Raw genomic sequence first — 15497 nt, 5'->3', positions numbered from 1 at the left:
AATTTGAAAGTCGGAGTAACGGCGGCGTGCTTGACCTTGCCGCGACGCACCACGCCTCTATGTCCGGTTGACGGAGGTAACCATGGCCGAGCAAGAACAAGATGTGACGAAGACCGAGCGCAAACGCCGGGATCATGAAGAGACCACCCGGTTTGCGCAGGAAGCCTCCCGGCAATGGTTGCAGGAATCTCGCGAAAAGACCGAACGGCTTCGGGCCTTGAGACTGGCGAAGGGTCAGCAGCATGACTCCTGAGCATGAAGAGGAAATCCTCGGATCTTTCATCGCGTATATGGGAACGGCTCCTGCCAAAGGCATGATTGATATCAACATCTTCAGTGAAGGCGTCCAGACTGCACGAGCCGGGAGATGGATCTCGGATTGTCCATACGGGCGGGACGAGCGCGAGAAGGTCGAGATGTGGCGATCCGGCTATTGCAGCGTTATGGTACGTCACCTACCGATCTAGTGGTGGACTTGCGAAGCTTGATCAGAAAGAGATTCGCGCTGTTCTACCAGACCATTTGGTGGCAGATTGTCGCGGAGAAGTGCTAGGCGACGACGGTATTCTGCAGTAGCCGCGACGTATTCTTCGGAAATGGAAGCACGTTCTTTTTCGTCGGCAAGATCAATGAATTCGGTCAAGGCATTGGTTCGCAGTGATTTGACGTTTCGGCTATATCATCATATCGAATTCTTACCGTCGGCCTAACACGGCTCTTTCAAGCACTAAACTCTTCGTCGGCATCTTAAGGCAACCTGCGATTAAGCCCGGCGTTCCTCAACGCTTCTAATCCTGGCGTTCATGCGGTGGTGCTTAGGTTCGGTCCTTTCCAGGGGAATGACCGGCGGGAGGGCAAGGCAGGCAGCCGGAAAAAAAGGCCCGCCCACCGGGCAGGCGTCGAAGCCGCAGCAAGACAAGAGCTTATCTTGCAGAAACACGCGCTCGTTGATTCTGCCGCTCTTCGACAGCGCCATGGCGCAGTAGCCGGCACCCCCGACGCCACCGGCGAGCAAAGCCTCGGCGTCGCTGGCCGCCGATCCGCTGGCAGCGGTTGCCGAGGTGATGAAGTAGGAAAAGCTGCGTAACGAGCTGATCGGCCGGTCGAGGAACTCCTAAAGACCCCGCCGGCGGCACCAACCGCAGCCCCGGCCGCATCCGCCGAGGTGTCACGCTCGGCTACTTCGCCCGCCAGGCGTCAACCCGGGAATTTCTGGGTTGCCTGCCGCTCATGCTCTGCTTTCTGATTGCCGGCGCGTGACTAGGGTAAGCTTGTTGGTCAAGCGACTTTCTCCCCTCGCAGCCGGCGACATCCGCGTCTGCGCGGACGCCGATCTGGACGCGTGCCGCGCATCCGGTTCAATTCGTACCGAGCGCTCCGACATGGACAACATGATCAAAGCACCCGGCTGACGCGCGAGATCTACAACTCCGACCCCCAAAGGCCTGACCGGAGACGAGATTTTACCCGGTAAAGGACTTGCAGACCGATGCAGAGCTGGAAGCCGTCATCCGCAGACGGCGCTGATCCGGCATCATGTGCTGGGTACATGCGCGATTGGCGTGACATCAGGCGCCGTTGCGATCCGTAACACAAGGTTCACGGCATCGAAGGCCTGGGCGTTGTCGATGCTTCCCTCATGCCGGAAGAGCCAGGTGACAATACCAACATCCCGACAGCCATGATTGCAGAAAAAGGGTCTGACATGATCTGCGGACGGAATGTCGCCACATCGGGTTAGATATAGGCCAGCCGCTTTTGAGTCGCCTCATTGAAGAGATGCAGGCTGCCGCGGCGTCCTCGAACATGCACTGTTTCCCCGACCCGGATGTCGGCATCTCTCGGAAACTCGACCGAGAGCATTTTTGAATGGCCGACCTCCAGATAGCCGTAAGTCTGGCTTCCGAGCCGCTCGGCGACCATCAGTTCACCGCTGAGCCAAGCCTCCTCAGCCGGGCACCGGATCAGATCTTCCGGCCTGATGCCGAGCACGATATTTTTTACGAGGCTATCGACGGCATCTGACCCTTCCAGACGGACGGTCCGGCCCAGCAGTTCCACCGTCCCGCCACTCCCCGAGATTGTCGTCGGCAACGTATTCATCGTCGGGCTGCCGATGAAACGTGCGACGAAAAGGCTGGCAGGCTTATGGTAGAGGTCGAGTGGCTTGCCGATCTGCTCGACGACCCCACCGTTCATCACGACGATGCGGTCGGCGAGCGTCATCGCCTCCACCTGATCGTGGGTGACGTAAACGGTGGTGGCCTTCATGCGGTTGTGAAGCTTGGCGATCTCAAGGCGCATCTCGACACGCAATGCCGCATCGAGATTGGAAAGCGGCTCGTCGAACAGAAATGCCGCCGGCTCTCGGACGATGGCGCGACCCATGGCGACACGCTGACGCTGTCCGCCGGATAGCTGCGCCGGCCGGCGATCGAGATAGTCCTGAATCTTCAGGATATCCGCCGCCTGGTTGACGCGCTTGTCGATGTCGTTCTGGTTGCCGCCGCGCATCTTCAGCCCGAACGACATGTTCTCGCGCACGCTCATGTGCGGGTAGAGCGCATAGTCCTGAAAGACCATGGCGATGTTGCGTTCCGCAGGCGGCAGTTCGTTGACCGTATGGCCGTCGATATTTAGTTCGCCGCCCGAGATTTCCTCCAGCCCGGCGATCATGCGCAGCAGCGTGGACTTGCCGCAGCCGGATGGCCCCACGAGCACGAGGAACTCGCCGCTGCCGATCTCAATGTCTATGTCGTGGATGACCCGCAGGGCGCCGTAGGATTTCTGGATTTTCTTCAATGCAATGCCGGCCACGTTTTCCTCCCCGGATACGACTTTCGAGCTTGACGCCAATTATCGATATCAATATCGATAATGATAAGTTTGGAAATGCGCAACGGCTGGATCGACCTACATGGCGTATTTTTCGTCCCGACCGACACCTGTCAAAACGCCGAAGGCGAGCGTCGCGTTTAATGCGCTGAAACGCGATATCATGCTTGGGAATTTGGCCGCGGGAAAGGGGCTCACGGAGCTGGAACTGGCAGCGCATTTCCAATGCAGTCAGGGAACCGTACGGGAAGCGCTGTTGCAGCTGCAGGAAGAAGGGCTTGTTCGCCGGCAGGGTCACCGCGGCACTCAGGTCTCCGAATGCACCGAGGACGAGGCGATCGAGATGTTCCGCTTGAGGCAGCAGATCGAGGGAAGCGGCATAACGCGCGTCATGCTGGCGCCGAGCCGCACACTGACCCGAGACCTGAGCGGCCTTCTGGAAAAAATGCTGGTCGCGGCGGCGGCCGGCGACGAGTTGGAACTCGCCTCATTCGACCGCGACTTTCATCGCCGTATATTCGAGGATGCCAACCTGCCGGCCCTCGACCCGATCTTGCACCGGTGTCTGGTGCACAACCACCGTTTCAAGATTTCCCGCAGCCCAATGGCGCGCGATCTTGAGGCGACGGCCATGCGCCACCGCAGCATCATCGATGCGATCGAAGGCGGCGATGCCCGCCGTGCTTCGGCGGCCATGCATCATCACATCGCGACGATCGTTGACTTCGGACCGGAAGTTTTTCCGGAGGCGACCCAATGATCGACGTTGTCGAACTATCGGCTGAGTTGTCGGGCGAAACGTTGACCCTTATGGAACGGGTCGCCGCCGAGCTGGGGCCTTTGTCCGATCCGACGACCCTGCCGTCGGCGGAAGGACGTGCGCAGTCGCTTGCCGCCAATGTCCGCAACAACGTCAACCTGCCGGAGATGGAGAATGTCGCCGAAGTCTTTGTTGCGGAGGATGCAGTCCTCGGATCGGCGCGCTGTCGCGTGAAGGTTTTGGTGCCGGCCGGGGTGGGCGAGGGTGCAATCCTTTTCGTGCACGGTGGCGGCTTTGCCTTCTGTTCTCCGGAGACGCATGAGCGATGCGCGCGGGTCCTGGCGCTCGAAGCGGGTCTCCCGGTTGTCCTGCCGCATTATCGGCTAGCGCCGGAAAATCCCTATCCCGCCGGGTTGAAGGATGTCGTTGCCACGCTTCGCAGCCTTTTCGAGGTGACAGCTGGAGCCGGTGTGCGCCCCGGCCTCCTGTTGATGTCCGGTGACTCGGCCGGCGCAAACCTCGCGCTCGCGACGATGCTGCACGAGCAGGCTGAAGGCCGTGCGTTGCCGGATGCGGGACTGCTTTTCTACGGCAACTATGCGCGCAGTTTCGACACGCCTTCCTACGAGCGCTTTGCCGATGGCCCAGGTCTGACACGTGGCAAGATGCAGCGTTACTGGTCATTTTATGCCGGCGGGCGGGCGATCGAGGATGACCTGCTTGCCTGTCCGCTTGCGGCATCAGATGCGGCGCTCGCCGCATTGCCGCCGCTCTACCTGATGGCGGCGGCAGTCGATCCGCTGCTGTCCGACACGTTGACTCTGAGCCAGCGTCTCAGGGCTCTCGGCCGCGACGACGAGCTGAACGTCGTGCCGGGCGTCGTTCACGGTTTTCTGCAGAATACAAACGAACTTTCAGCCGCAAGGGAGGCTCTGGCGGCTGCAGGCAAAGCAGCAAGGCAACTGACGCGACGTCCATGACGGGACGTTCAAGAGGAGGAGATAGACGTGAAATTCCTGAGGACACTGGCGCTCGGCGCCGCTCTTGCGGCGTCTGCCGCATTCACCCAGGCGAAGGCTGAAACCGTTCGCTTCTGGTACCATTTCGACAACCCGGCAAATCCGATGACGGATCTCGTCAAGAAGTTCGAAGCGGCTAATCCCGGCATCAAGATCGAAGCCGAGAACGTGCCGTGGAACAGCTATTACGACAATCTCTACACCTCGCTGGTCGGCGGCAACGCACCCGACGCTGCCATGGTAAAGCTTTTCGCCCAGCCGCGACTGGCAGAAATGGGCGCGCTGGAGCCGATCGGTAAGCAGATCGACAGTTGGCAGGGTAAGGCCGACCTTCTCGACAACCTGCTGGAACTCAACAAGGGACCTGACGGCAAGCAATATTACCTGCCGATCCAGTATGTGGTCCTTTACCTCTACTACCGCACCGATCTCTTCCAGGCTGCCGGCCTGCAGCCGCCGAAGACCTGCGAAGACTTCCGCAACGCTGCGATCAAGCTGACCAACGCACCGCAGACCTATGGTTTTGGCCTGCGCGGAGGCAAGGGCGGCTGGGACCAGTGGGGCGCCTTCGTGATGTCGCAGGGCGCCGAGCTAAAGCCGGGCGGTCTCGTCAAGCCGGAGGCTATCGCCGCCAACCAGTGGCTGGTCGATCTCTTCCAGAAGGACAAGGTCATCCCGCCGTCTGCGCCGAACGACGGCTTCCAGGAAATCGTCGCCGCTTTCAAATCCGGCAAGACCGCTATGACCATCCATCATATCGGTTCGTCCAAGGATCTCGTTGCCGCGCTCGGCGACAAGGTTTCCGCCGTTCCGGTTCCGAAATGCGGCAATGGCCAATGGACCTCCTACGGCGACGAGTCGCTGGCGATCTTCTCCTCGTCTTCGGTCACGGACGCTGCCTGGAAGTGGATTTCGTTCCTCGCCGAAGGCCAGAACAACGTCGCCTTCAACAGCGCGACCGGCCAGCTGACGGTCACCAAGAGCGGTTCGGCCGACTGGAAGCTGCATGAGCGCCGTTTCGTCGATGCGACCGTCCAGTCCCTGCCGTTCGCCAAGGTGCTGCCGCAGACATCCGCCGTATCCGAATTCGTCAACACGGCGTGGCAGACCAACATGCAGCAGGCCCTGACCGGCCAGATCACGCCGAAGCAGATGATGGAACAGCTGCAGACACTGTTTGCACAGTAAGCTCTCCTGGTCCCGACGCCAAGCGTGTCGGGACCTCCTTTTCCGCCTTGCTTCCCACAGGCAGGACAAGCATGTCCCTATCCATATCTTCCCCCATGGCACGCCGCAGAATCTCCATCTGGCGTTCGGAACGGCTGCTGCCTTATCTGCTGTTGGCGCCGGCCGTGGTGGTGACCGTCGTCATCGTTTTCATGCCTATGGTGCAGGCAGTCTTCACCAGCTTCTACGACCTGATCCTGTTCCGGCCGAATGCCAGCAAATTCGTGGGGTTCGGCAACTATGGGAAACTGTTCAGCGATCCGGTGTTCTGGACCGCGCTCTGGAACACGATCATCTGGATCGGCCTCACCGTGCCGCTGCAGATGGGGCTCGGGCTGATGACCGCGGTGCTTCTCAACCGCGAATTTCCCTGGCGGGGGCTGGCGCGCGCCCTGATCATCATTCCATGGGCCTTGCCGAGCGTGGTGATCGCACTGATGTGGCGCTGGATCTACGATCCGAATACCGGTGTGCTGAACGATATTCTGATCTATCTCTCGATCGTCCAGTCGGCCGTTCCGTGGCTGGCCGACCCCAAAGTGGCGATCTACGCGATCATTGCGACACTCACCTGGCAAGGTTTTCCATTCTTCGCGGTGATGATCCTCGCCGGCCTGCAGGGCATCCCGAAAAGCCAGTATGAGGCGGCCTCGATCGATGGTGCCTCGACCTGGCGGCAGTTCGTCCACATCACTCTGCCCGGCATCGCACCGGTTCTCGCGACCGCGGGTCTGCTGCGGGTGATCTGGGTTGCCAATTCCATGGACGTCATCTTCGTCATGACCGGCGGCGGTCCTGGTTACGCAACGCATACGTTGCCGCTTTATGCCTTTATCAAGGCCCGCCAGAACCTCGACTTCGGCTACGGCACATCTATCGCCGTCACCTTTACGATTTTCCTCGGTGCCTTCGTGGCTCTCTATCTGGCCCGCACTATGCGCGAGGTGGAAAGATGAACAAGCAAACCACCGTTCGCCGGATCATTACCACGGATCTGCCCGTACTTGTGATTGTCCTGTTCGCCATGGCGCCGTTTGCCTGGATGATACTGACGTCGCTAACCCCAACGGCAACCCTGAACGCGACCGGAGTTGCGCTCTCGCCGATAGGCTGGAGTCTCGACAATTATTTTCGGTTGATCGAGCAGACGTCGTTCCTGAAGAACATGCTCGACAGCCTCATCATTGCCTGTGGCACGGTCGTGGTCGGCCTGATCGTGTCGGTAACGGCGGCCTATGCCTTTTCCCGTTTCCGTTTCAGGGGCCGCAAGCTTTTGATGCTGCAGTTCCTGCTGATCAACATGTTCCCGATCGTGTTGCTCATCCTGCCGCTCTTCGTGCTGATGCGCCGCTCCAGTCTTCTCGACACGCATTTCGGTCTGATCCTCGCTAATGCGACTGTGGCGATCCCGTTCGCCGTGTGGATGCTGACGAGCTATATCGGCGCCATCCCGAAAAGCCTCGACGAAGCGGCGATGACGGATGGTTGCTCGCGGCTGACGGCGTTGCGCAAGGTAGTCCTGCCGCTCACCATGCCCGGCATCATTTCCACCGGCATATACATCTTCATCACCGCCTGGAATGAATATCTCTATGCGCTGACGCTCGGCGGACGAAACGTGCGGCCCGTCACCGTCGCCATCCAGACCCTGATCGGCGAGTACCAGATCGAATGGGGTCTGCTGGCCGCCGGTGCCGTGGTTGGCGCCATGCCCGCGACCATCCTCTTCCTACTTGTCCAGCGTCGGCTGATCGGTGGGCTGACTCAAGGGGCGGTGAAGGGGTGAGGTGAGAAATGGTCGGCGAAGCCGATGAAACGATCAGGTGGATCGTTTTGAATGACGAACGCCCGGAGCCCGAGCGAAGAGCCAGGGGACGGTTCGGCAAGCTCGAACAACGCCAAACTGAATTTTTGGATGCAAAAAGAGGAATGACAATGAACCCCATCGGGTTGATTTCCATGCAATATGCTAGGCCGTTCACGGCGGAGCATTTCCCGCTGTTTGCGAAGATGCGCGAGCATGGCTTCGATTTCGTCGAGCTTCTGGTTCCGGAAGCCGGCGAAATTGATCTCACGGAAACGAGGAAGGCGCTCGATGATGCCGGTCTCGGCGCGGTGCTTGCCGCACGCGTCAACCTGCAGCGCAATCTTTCGTCTGCAGATCCCGAAGCGCATCGCGCCGGTATCGACTATCTGAAATATACTGTCGATTGCGCGGCCGGCCTGGGCGCGAAAATTGTCGGCGGTCCGCTGACCGGCAATCCGCTCGTCTTCGCAGGCAGGCCCCCTCTGCCGGTTGATGAAACCGAACGGTTGGCTCGCAAGGAACGCTGCGTCGCGGGCCTCAAGGAAGCCGGTGATCACGCAGCAAAAGCTGGCGTGCTATTGGCCGTGGAGCCTCTGAACCGCTTCGAGAGCGACGTGCTGTGCACCACCCAACAAGCTATGGAGCTACTGGATGCGGTCGACCATCCGGCTGTGAAGCTGATGCTCGATACCTTTCACATGCATATGGAAGAAAGCTCGCTCGCCGAGGCGATCCTTCTCGCCGGAGATCACCTCGTGCATTTCCAGGCCAATGAAAATCACCGCGGCTTTCCAGGAACGGGCATGACCAACTGGGTTGAGGTCTGCCGCGCGCTTCACGAGGTCAGCTACAAGGGGCCCGTTTCGCTCGAGCCTTTCCGCCGCAACGACGACCGGTTCGGCGTGCCGTTCGCCCAATGGCGGGCACCGCACGAAGACGAAAGCGATCGCCTTGCAGCATCCAGCACCTTTATGAAATCCCATCTCCTGCTTACGGAATATCGTCGATGACTTTGAAAATCGGTTGGATCGGTTGCGGTGTCCACGCAACCCAGATGCTGCTTCCTCAGCTTGTGCGCCATGACGTCGAGCTCGTCGCCATGTGCGATATCGACGGCAAGCGCCTGAAGGATGCCGGGCGGCAATTCGGCGTCACCAATCTGACGACGGATGCGCAAACGCTGATCTCGACCCCCGGCATCGACGCGGTCGGCATGGCGGTCGGTCCGGATCAGCACTTGGCCTTCGGCAAGGCAGCGCTCGAACGCGGTCTTTCGGTTTTTATGGAAAAGCCTCCGTCAGGCTCGGCCGCCGGGGCGCGCGAACTGCTCGCCGCCTCCGAAAAGGCGAAAAAGCCGCTGCTGGTCGGTTTCATGAAGCGTTATTCGATCGGCAATCGCATGGCGGCGAATATCGTCAGATCCGGCCGCTTCGGCGATGTTCTGGGCCTCACCGGTTACTATATGACGGCGCCGGGCTATTTCGTCGGCAATGTCGATTATACAGGCTTCTTCCTGCATCACTGCGTTCACTACATGGATCTGGTGTCCTTTCTGGTTTCGCCGGTGCGCTCGATTTCCACGCGCAAGGTGGAGAAGGTGCCGGGTCGCATGCTTTTCCATGTTGCTTTCGAATTCGAATGCGGCGCTATCGGCAACATCGCCATGGGCACCGTGCAGTCGCGCGGCACGCCGGTCGAGCGCATCGAACTGATGGGCGATCATCAGCGCATCGAGGTGGACGACGTGATCGAGATTAAGTGGCACCGCAACCCACCCTTCAAGATCGATGACCTCGGTGCGACGCTGACGGAGAACTGCGATACGCTGACGTGGAAACCGAATTTTACGGCCGCGGCCAACGAGGACCCGAAGGGCTATCATGCGCTTCTGGCGGACGTCGTGCCTGCTCTGGGCGGGGCACCGACACCTGCCCCCACGATCGCCGAAGGCGTCATCGCCATGGAACGATTGGAAATGATGCGGCGCGAACTGGCGCTCTGAGACGACGATTCATCCCGACCATTAAAAAGGCACCGCCCAAGTCTCGCCGGTGCCTTTTTATGTCTCGAGCCTTCTCGGATGACTTGACGACGATTTGCCGCGGACCGTTTGTCAACCGTTCGTAGCCGTCCTTGGTGATCGTGACCGACTCCATACGGCATGATTTTCCTTGTTCACGGTCGCCCGGCACTGAAGTGCTGAAATTTCAAATTAGGTTTCGACACGCGGGTCGGGTTTCTAATCCGTTCAGGCGAGACATTTTTTTGTGGGTGTGTAAGAGATTGCATTTTAACGGAAGGGACCCTAGTTTCCCGCGGCCGGGCCTGTAGCTCAACGGTTAGAGCCGTCGGCTCATAACCGATTGGTTGCAGGTTCGAATCCTGCCGGGCCCACCAACGACTATGTCGGCCGCCACGATCCGTTGATCTGGCCTCCATCAACCTCTGAACTCACGGCGCAAAAAAATGCCCCTAAGACGGGGTGTTTCGCGTTTGAGCGTAAATGCAGGAATTTTCACAAAAATGTGAAGTCTGGCAATCGCGGTGAATCCGAGGGACGTTGACCGGGTTAATCTGGCGACGACGACCGTGCCGTTGTCGCAGGTAGTCAGGTCCGCGAGGGTTATCTTCGTTGCCATCAGAGTCTTGGATCACAGCAAGGGCGCGAGGCCAGCTCGGAATGGTTGTCCCCGACAGTGCCGCTGGTTACCGCATGCTTATGGGGCGAACGATCTATTTGCGCGGACCTTCGAATATTATAGCTTTCTGTCGGAACTGGCCGTGTCTGAGGGGTTCGGCTCATGGGCGAGGGCCGCCTTGAGAACAGTAATTGTCCGTTCTTGTGCGATTTCGGGTATGTCCTTATACCCTCGACGGATTTCAGCTGGTCGATGATGCCCTTGACGAAATTAGGCTTCATGCGTTCGGCCACGCCAAGGGCAATGCCGACCTTGTCGTTCAGTAGCGATAAAGCCTCGATGACATATTCATCACCGCAGAATTCGCCACGCACGCGAGATCAAAGATATACCGAGGTTGCAGCGATCCTCCGCGACAATGGATTTTCTTCGCAATTATCTCGCCCGGCGTTTCGAGATCGACTTGAACGCCTCGTACTCCCGTTGTGTGACAGGGTCTTTCGTGAGACTGGGCGCGCAAATGAAGTCGATCTCGCCGACTCCGGAGAACGCCATTTTCAGCGCCCTCACCCGTCGGTCTTATATTCGTCCGGCTCCATCTCAAGCGTGTTACCCTGCGTATTAGGATTGAGATATGGAAGGACTTGCGGATCGTCGACGAACAGATCGATATCGTAGCTTTCGCGATAGTCGATCTGCAACATCGTCGCGGTACCGCCGCGAAGGACCAGCTATCCACGACCGTAAACGCCGAGTTGGCCTGATTGATGATAGATACCGCCTGATCGAACAGGGTTTCCGACTGGCTCCTCGACAAGGAAGTGATCGCCTGTCAGAGCATCTATCTGGCGCCCGTTTCCGTTTTGATCTGTCGCACGAAATAATCGAGAGATATCTGAATTGCCGCCAAGATCAGCCTTCTGACGCTCTCATCCATAGCGAACACCCGCAGGCGCTCGAGCACGTGGAGGCTTTCGATGATGTGGTCCTTGACCGTGTCGAAGTCCAGAAGGTGATTGATCGCGGGCGTCTGCACATTGACGAACGCCAGGGATTTTATCGGCCGAACGATCATGTCGGGTTGGAGGTAGAGCCTCAATGCATCGGTAGTTCCTCGGATTTCCTGGTCGTCAATGCAACTCGCAGCCGATGCCCTTGAACTTGAGGATCAGCCTGAGGCTGTTGCCGCCAAATAGGGGAGGGTAGTAAATTCCGCTCCCGACGACGTCCGGTTTGATGAGGTGGAGTTGTGGGAATTGAGACGAGGCAATTGCATCAGTAGTTCTGATAGAACTCCATGATCGTGACATCTGGCGACTTGACGTCTCCTCTCCCTGAAATCCGCTACTGAAGGCGAACTCGGGTCGTTCAGCGAGGAAATCAATCACGACCTCGTAGGACAGGTTCGCATCGATCTGCGAGGAATGCTCGACGGCGAGAGTCTGGTAGTAGGATTGCGGCGACATCAGGATCGCCTTGAACCGCTGCCACTGGCCACTAAGGATGCTTGCCTCGCCACGCATGCGATAGCGGGCAAACTGGCGGTCCATCAACGGTGCGCGAACCTTGTTCTCAATGAGGATGCCGCATCGTCATCGGTCTTAACCACCAATTCGATGTCAGTCTCCCCTAGCGAGAGGCGGTCGCCATGGAGGAGCAGGAAGAGTTTCTAAAGCTGGAAATTGAGTCTGGAAAATCTACACTCGGTGTCTATCCGCCCAACGCGGAAACTTTGGAACGTTTCGACACGTAGCGTCGAGTACGAGCCTTCGTCGCATAGGACGAGCCGCTCCCGTTTTGACGCTACCCGCCCGCTTCTATGGATGAAGGCTCGCACGAAAGCCGTTGCGATTAACGACAGTTCACCTGGTAAGCATGGTGGCAAAGCAGGCCTCGCATAAGCGCACAGAGGCATCCGCATCAACGCTGTTCGCCAAGAAGCAGACGTGTTCCTTTCCGTGAATGCGACATCCAAGGCCTGGATCAATGATTACGGTGGAGGCTTTACGTATTCCACGCCCGGATAACCGGTTCTTGACGATCGTGCTCGTATCCGAGGATACTAAGGCTTGCTGTGCCAAGAACGAAGCTTTCGCCCCGTTCGAGCCGAAGTCCGAGCCATCTGGCGGCAAGAACACGCAGAAAATGCGAACTTGAGAAAATTAAGATGGGTGCACCGATCTGTCTGATGTTGTGGATGATGCGATCCGCTCTTACACCCACCTGTTTCACATCTTCACCGCCTGGGGCACCATCACGGAAAAGCCGCCAGCCGGGCGCCGTCTGCTGAATCTCCTTCGTAGTGATCCCTTCATACTGTCCGTAATCCCACTCGTGTAGATCGGGCTTCACGGACACCTCGGATGCGAATCCAGCAAGCTCGCATGTCCTGCGCGCGCGCAGAGACGGACTTGACCAGACGACCTCAGTGGCAAATTCCTGTAGACGCCCAGCGAGCGATCTCGCAGCTTCTTCGCCATTGGGCGTCAGATCGATATCCGACCTTCCAGTGTGACGGCCGGAGACCCAGGCCGTCTCGCCATGTCGAACCAGGAAAATCTGTGGCAGAAGCATCGGCATGGCGTTTCCTTTCCATAAGCTTGATCCGTTCCGAGATAGGTCCCGCATACCGTCGAGAAAGTCCACATCCCCGGAGAATTGCTGATCGCAGGCTCAGCCCTATATCCCTGCAATGTTTCATCGAAGGGAGCCATGTATGATGGTCTCAAAGTCAGCACCGCCAGTCACTCTCGTCATCTTCGGCGCTACCGGCGATCTGACCCGCCGGCTGCTTATTCCCGCGATTATCAACCTCACCCGCAGCGGTCTGGTGGGAGATGATCTCACCATTCTCGGCGTCGGCATCGATCAGGGCGATGACGAATTCCTGCGGGGGCGCCTTGATAAGTTCCTGAGCCATCTCAACCCTCACCAAGACGAACAGGCGACGAAGGATGAGGCCTGGGACAGCCTGAGATCACGAATTTCCTATCTGAGCGGCGACTTCACAAAAGACGGCATCTACGATGCCATCGGAAAACGGCTTGGGCCGACGGCGAATGCCGCCTTCTATCTCGCCGTACCGCCAAGCTTGTTTGGACCGATTGTTGAAAAGCTCGCGACGCATGGATTGATGGAGGAAACTGACGTCTGCTTCCGCCGCGTCGCGATCGAAAAACCGTTCGGTACCGACCTCGCCTCGGCGCGCGCGCTCAATGCGCAGATATTGGCGCGGGTTTCGGAGACACAGGTCTACCGGCTCGATCATTTCCTCGGCAAGGAGACCGTGCAGAACCTGATGACGGCACGCTTTGCAAACATGATCATCGAAGGCCTGTGGGGCAACAACTTCATCGACCATGTTCAAATCACGGCCGCGGAGATCGTCGATGTCGGCAGCCGTGGCAAGTTCTATGACGCGACGGGAGCGCTTCGGGACATGGTCCCGAACCATCTGTTCCAATTGCTGGCAATGATTGCCATGGAACCGCCGAACAGTTTCGATGCCGAGGCTGTTCGCAATGAAAAGGGAAAGGTTCTGAAAGCTCTGCGTGTCTACTCAGTGGAGGAGGCGTCAGCAAACAGCGTACGAGGGGCGTATGGGCCTGGATCTCTGAATGGCCTGCAGGTGACAGGATATCGGGAGACGCCCGATGTTACCCCCGATAGCAGAACCGAAACCTATGTCGCTCTCAAGCTCTACGCCGACACTTGGCGCTGGGCGGGAGTGCCGTTCTATCTTCGGACGGGGAAGGCTTTGACCGCGCGCGACACAGAAATTGTCATCACATTTAACAAGGTGCCGTTTGCTCAGTTCCGCGAGACCGAAGTAACACGACACTTGCCGCCAAATCGGCTCGTTATCCAGGTTCAGCCGGATGAAGGAATGAGCATGGAGATCTCGATCAAGCGCCCCGGCCAATCGGTTGAGACCGTTCCCGTATCGATGGACTTCCGCTACGCTGACAGGTTCGATATCGGGCAAACGACCGGCTATGAATCCTTGATCTACGATTTGTTCATTGGTGACCAGACTCTGTTCCAGCGCGCGGATAGCATCGAAGCAGGATGGGCGGCAGTCCAGCCGTTTCTTGATGCCTGGGCGGGCGGTGGCACATTTCCGGATACATATGCTCCCGGTAGCATGGGGCCGGCCTCGGCAGATGATCTGATCCGAAAAGACGGACGCGAGTGGCATGAGCTCGGCGTCGTTTTGCACCAGGGGGCTGGTCGGCCGGTCTGAGGCGAGGCCATTGGCGCATCAGATGTCGCCAGCGAATGTCGGAGCGAGATTCAGGATGGCAGGATCCTGATAGTTTTGAACTGGCGGAAGATTGGCGCAGCCGGTAGCATAAGACGCTTCGACCTTGACGACACCGGACGGGGAGGCGGCAAGCGCGCCGAACATCAAGCCGAGATGCTCGATCTTCTGAGAGGCAGTTTCTTCGCCCCAGACCCATTGCGCTGTAAGCCTATCGCTGTCAGCATCGAGGTCTTAAAAACGGATCAGGTCTGCCATTTCCCATCGCAAGACGCGGCAGTGCGCAGCAGGTCCGGATGGTCGAGTTCCTCGGCCATGTGCAAATTCACGTTGGCAGCAGAGTCAGTGTGCGCGGCGAAGGCGAACCGCCGCCATAGGTGACGCCGGCGCACCCAGTCGAGGGCAGGCTGCTGAAATCATCCGGCAAATGCAGGGAAATACGCCGCCGCTCTGCCGGACTGATGTAGCCGGGATCATGACCGTAAAGGGAGCGCGTCTGGTGCGGTAGCTTCTCCTTCAAAAACCCTTCCGGTACTCTGTAGCGCATCTCTATCCAGCGCAGGATGGCCAAACTGGCAACCGACCGCGGGGACACTCTCGCCCTGGATCCAGGACAAAAAGCGTCTTGCTGTCGAAGGTCTCTGTCAAACGAACCACGGCACGATAGAGCTGCCAGTAACTGTCCCCGAACCGGCGCATGTGATAAATGAGCGCATCCTGAAAGCTTGCCGGATCGTCGGCGTTTCGAATAACGGATCAGAGAATGGGCTGATTTGCTTCGGCGCAGGACCGCGTTGCGCAGATGTGTTCCGGGCATAAATTGGTCTAGTCCAGGCAATCGAGACGGATGGTGCTCTCGCGTTCATGCGCGGCAACAATGTCATCCCATTCCAACCGACCTGAACCCTGTATTCGAGACACGACCGGCCTACACACGCATTGAGTTAGA

At 58.5% G+C, this 15497-nt stretch carries 17 protein-coding genes, 1 tRNA gene and 2 pseudogenes; 13 read left to right on the top strand and 7 right to left on the bottom strand.

Annotated elements, in window-relative coordinates; translation table 11 throughout:
- Positions 1-82 precede the first annotated feature (82 nt).
- The gene (locus KX729_RS27395; RefSeq protein ID WP_219745664.1) at positions 83-253 is read left to right on the top strand and encodes a hypothetical protein; all 171 of its coding nucleotides are present in this window, start codon (positions 83-85) and stop codon (positions 251-253) included.
- Positions 254-463: 210 nt separating this feature from the next.
- On the opposite strand, the gene KX729_RS27390 is transcribed toward KX729_RS27395, so the two are convergent.
- The gene (locus KX729_RS27390; protein ID WP_219745663.1) at positions 464-643 is read right to left on the bottom strand and encodes a hypothetical protein; all 180 of its coding nucleotides are present in this window, start codon (positions 641-643) and stop codon (positions 464-466) included.
- A 631-nt stretch (positions 644-1274) separates the two neighbouring features.
- Here KX729_RS27390 and KX729_RS27385 point away from each other — a divergent pair.
- Both KX729_RS27385 and KX729_RS27380 read left to right on the top strand, forming a co-directional pair.
- Complete coding sequence (locus KX729_RS27385; protein WP_219745662.1) at positions 1275-1412, top strand: hypothetical protein; 138 nt, start codon at positions 1275-1277, stop codon at positions 1410-1412.
- A 194-nt stretch (positions 1413-1606) separates the two neighbouring features.
- Complete coding sequence (locus KX729_RS27380) at positions 1607-1741, top strand: GMC oxidoreductase (protein ID WP_219745730.1); 135 nt, start codon at positions 1607-1609, stop codon at positions 1739-1741.
- On the opposite strand, the gene KX729_RS27375 is transcribed toward KX729_RS27380, so the two are convergent.
- The gene (locus tag KX729_RS27375; RefSeq protein ID WP_219745661.1) at positions 1738-2817 is read right to left on the bottom strand and encodes an ABC transporter ATP-binding protein; all 1080 of its coding nucleotides are present in this window, start codon (positions 2815-2817) and stop codon (positions 1738-1740) included. The genes KX729_RS27380 and KX729_RS27375 overlap by 4 nt on opposite strands.
- Before the next feature lie 100 nt (positions 2818-2917).
- On the opposite strand from KX729_RS27375, the gene KX729_RS27370 reads away from it, so the two are divergent.
- The 8 genes from KX729_RS27370 to KX729_RS27335 all read left to right on the top strand — a co-directional run bounded on the left by KX729_RS27370 (position 2918) and on the right by KX729_RS27335 (position 10045).
- Positions 2918-3595, top strand: a complete 678-nt coding sequence (locus KX729_RS27370; RefSeq protein WP_219745660.1) for a GntR family transcriptional regulator — start codon at positions 2918-2920, stop codon at positions 3593-3595.
- On the top strand, positions 3592-4575 hold the full coding sequence (locus KX729_RS27365) for an alpha/beta hydrolase (protein WP_219745659.1): 984 nt from the start codon (positions 3592-3594) through the stop codon (positions 4573-4575). Before KX729_RS27370 ends, KX729_RS27365 begins: the two co-directional genes overlap by 4 nt.
- A gap of 27 nt (positions 4576-4602) precedes the next feature.
- Complete coding sequence (locus KX729_RS27360) at positions 4603-5802, top strand: ABC transporter substrate-binding protein (protein WP_219745658.1); 1200 nt, start codon at positions 4603-4605, stop codon at positions 5800-5802.
- A 95-nt stretch (positions 5803-5897) separates the two neighbouring features.
- On the top strand, positions 5898-6797 hold the full coding sequence (locus tag KX729_RS27355) for a carbohydrate ABC transporter permease (RefSeq protein WP_246617900.1): 900 nt from the start codon (positions 5898-5900) through the stop codon (positions 6795-6797).
- A complete protein-coding gene (locus tag KX729_RS27350; protein WP_219745656.1) occupies positions 6794-7627 on the top strand; it encodes a carbohydrate ABC transporter permease in 834 nt (277 codons plus the stop codon). Before KX729_RS27355 ends, KX729_RS27350 begins: the two co-directional genes overlap by 4 nt.
- A gap of 149 nt (positions 7628-7776) precedes the next feature.
- The gene (locus tag KX729_RS27345; RefSeq protein ID WP_219745729.1) at positions 7777-8658 is read left to right on the top strand and encodes a sugar phosphate isomerase/epimerase family protein; all 882 of its coding nucleotides are present in this window, start codon (positions 7777-7779) and stop codon (positions 8656-8658) included.
- Entirely contained in the window at positions 8655-9650 is a 996-nt protein-coding gene (locus KX729_RS27340; protein WP_219745655.1) for a Gfo/Idh/MocA family protein, read from the top strand. Before KX729_RS27345 ends, KX729_RS27340 begins: the two co-directional genes overlap by 4 nt.
- Positions 9651-9969: 319 nt before the next feature.
- Positions 9970-10045, top strand: a tRNA-Ile gene (locus tag KX729_RS27335).
- Between the two features lie 808 nt (positions 10046-10853).
- On the opposite strand, the gene KX729_RS34445 is transcribed toward KX729_RS27335, so the two are convergent.
- The 3 genes from KX729_RS34445 to KX729_RS33730 all read right to left on the bottom strand — a co-directional run bounded on the left by KX729_RS34445 (position 10854) and on the right by KX729_RS33730 (position 11837).
- Positions 10854-10991 (bottom strand): hypothetical protein, encoded by a 138-nt coding sequence (locus KX729_RS34445; RefSeq protein WP_312992199.1) that lies wholly within the window; start codon positions 10989-10991, stop codon positions 10854-10856.
- A gap of 137 nt (positions 10992-11128) precedes the next feature.
- Entirely contained in the window at positions 11129-11362 is a 234-nt protein-coding gene (locus KX729_RS33735; RefSeq protein WP_246617898.1) for a hypothetical protein, read from the bottom strand.
- 55 nt (positions 11363-11417) lie between these two features.
- A complete protein-coding gene (locus tag KX729_RS33730; protein ID WP_246617897.1) occupies positions 11418-11837 on the bottom strand; it encodes a hypothetical protein in 420 nt (139 codons plus the stop codon).
- A gap of 86 nt (positions 11838-11923) precedes the next feature.
- On the opposite strand from KX729_RS33730, the pseudogene KX729_RS33725 reads away from it, so the two are divergent.
- A pseudogene (locus tag KX729_RS33725) lies at positions 11924-12040 on the top strand (ribonuclease activity regulator RraA); the annotation flags it as partial.
- Between the two features lie 251 nt (positions 12041-12291).
- Here KX729_RS33725 and KX729_RS27320 read toward each other — a convergent pair.
- Complete coding sequence (locus KX729_RS27320; RefSeq protein ID WP_219745654.1) at positions 12292-12867, bottom strand: histidine phosphatase family protein; 576 nt, start codon at positions 12865-12867, stop codon at positions 12292-12294.
- 139 nt (positions 12868-13006) lie between these two features.
- Between KX729_RS27320 and zwf the strand changes: the two genes are divergently transcribed.
- Entirely contained in the window at positions 13007-14530 is a 1524-nt protein-coding gene (gene zwf / locus KX729_RS27315; protein ID WP_219745728.1) for a glucose-6-phosphate dehydrogenase, read from the top strand.
- 123 nt (positions 14531-14653) lie between these two features.
- Here zwf and KX729_RS33720 read toward each other — a convergent pair.
- Positions 14654-15414: pseudogene (locus KX729_RS33720) on the bottom strand (hypothetical protein); the annotation flags it as partial.
- Positions 15415-15497: the final 83 nt, after the last annotated feature.

It is taken from the genome of Neorhizobium populisoli (assembly GCF_019430945.1).
Lineage (GTDB): Bacteria > Pseudomonadota > Alphaproteobacteria > Rhizobiales > Rhizobiaceae > Neorhizobium > Neorhizobium populisoli.
The sequence above is the reverse complement of the archived record's forward strand: the minus strand, read 5'-3'. Positions and strand labels throughout refer to the sequence as shown.

Coding starts and splice junctions, on each gene's coding strand:
- KX729_RS27395 (WP_219745664.1), top strand. CDS start 83: ATGGCCGAGCAAGAACAAGATGTGACGAAGACCGAGCGCAAACGCCGG.
- KX729_RS27370 (WP_219745660.1), top strand. CDS start 2,918: ATGGCGTATTTTTCGTCCCGACCGACACCTGTCAAAACGCCGAAGGCG.
- KX729_RS27340 (WP_219745655.1), top strand. CDS start 8,655: ATGACTTTGAAAATCGGTTGGATCGGTTGCGGTGTCCACGCAACCCAG.
- KX729_RS27355 (WP_246617900.1), top strand. CDS start 5,898: ATGGCACGCCGCAGAATCTCCATCTGGCGTTCGGAACGGCTGCTGCCT.
- KX729_RS27350 (WP_219745656.1), top strand. CDS start 6,794: ATGAACAAGCAAACCACCGTTCGCCGGATCATTACCACGGATCTGCCC.
- zwf (WP_219745728.1), top strand. CDS start 13,007: ATGGTCTCAAAGTCAGCACCGCCAGTCACTCTCGTCATCTTCGGCGCT.
- KX729_RS27365 (WP_219745659.1), top strand. CDS start 3,592: ATGATCGACGTTGTCGAACTATCGGCTGAGTTGTCGGGCGAAACGTTG.
- KX729_RS27320 (WP_219745654.1), bottom strand. CDS start 12,867: ATGCCGATGCTTCTGCCACAGATTTTCCTGGTTCGACATGGCGAGACG.
- KX729_RS27345 (WP_219745729.1), top strand. CDS start 7,777: ATGAACCCCATCGGGTTGATTTCCATGCAATATGCTAGGCCGTTCACG.
- KX729_RS33730 (WP_246617897.1), bottom strand. CDS start 11,837: ATGGACCGCCAGTTTGCCCGCTATCGCATGCGTGGCGAGGCAAGCATC.
- KX729_RS33735 (WP_246617898.1), bottom strand. CDS start 11,362: ATGATCGTTCGGCCGATAAAATCCCTGGCGTTCGTCAATGTGCAGACG.
- KX729_RS34445 (WP_312992199.1), bottom strand. CDS start 10,991: ATGTTGCAGATCGACTATCGCGAAAGCTACGATATCGATCTGTTCGTC.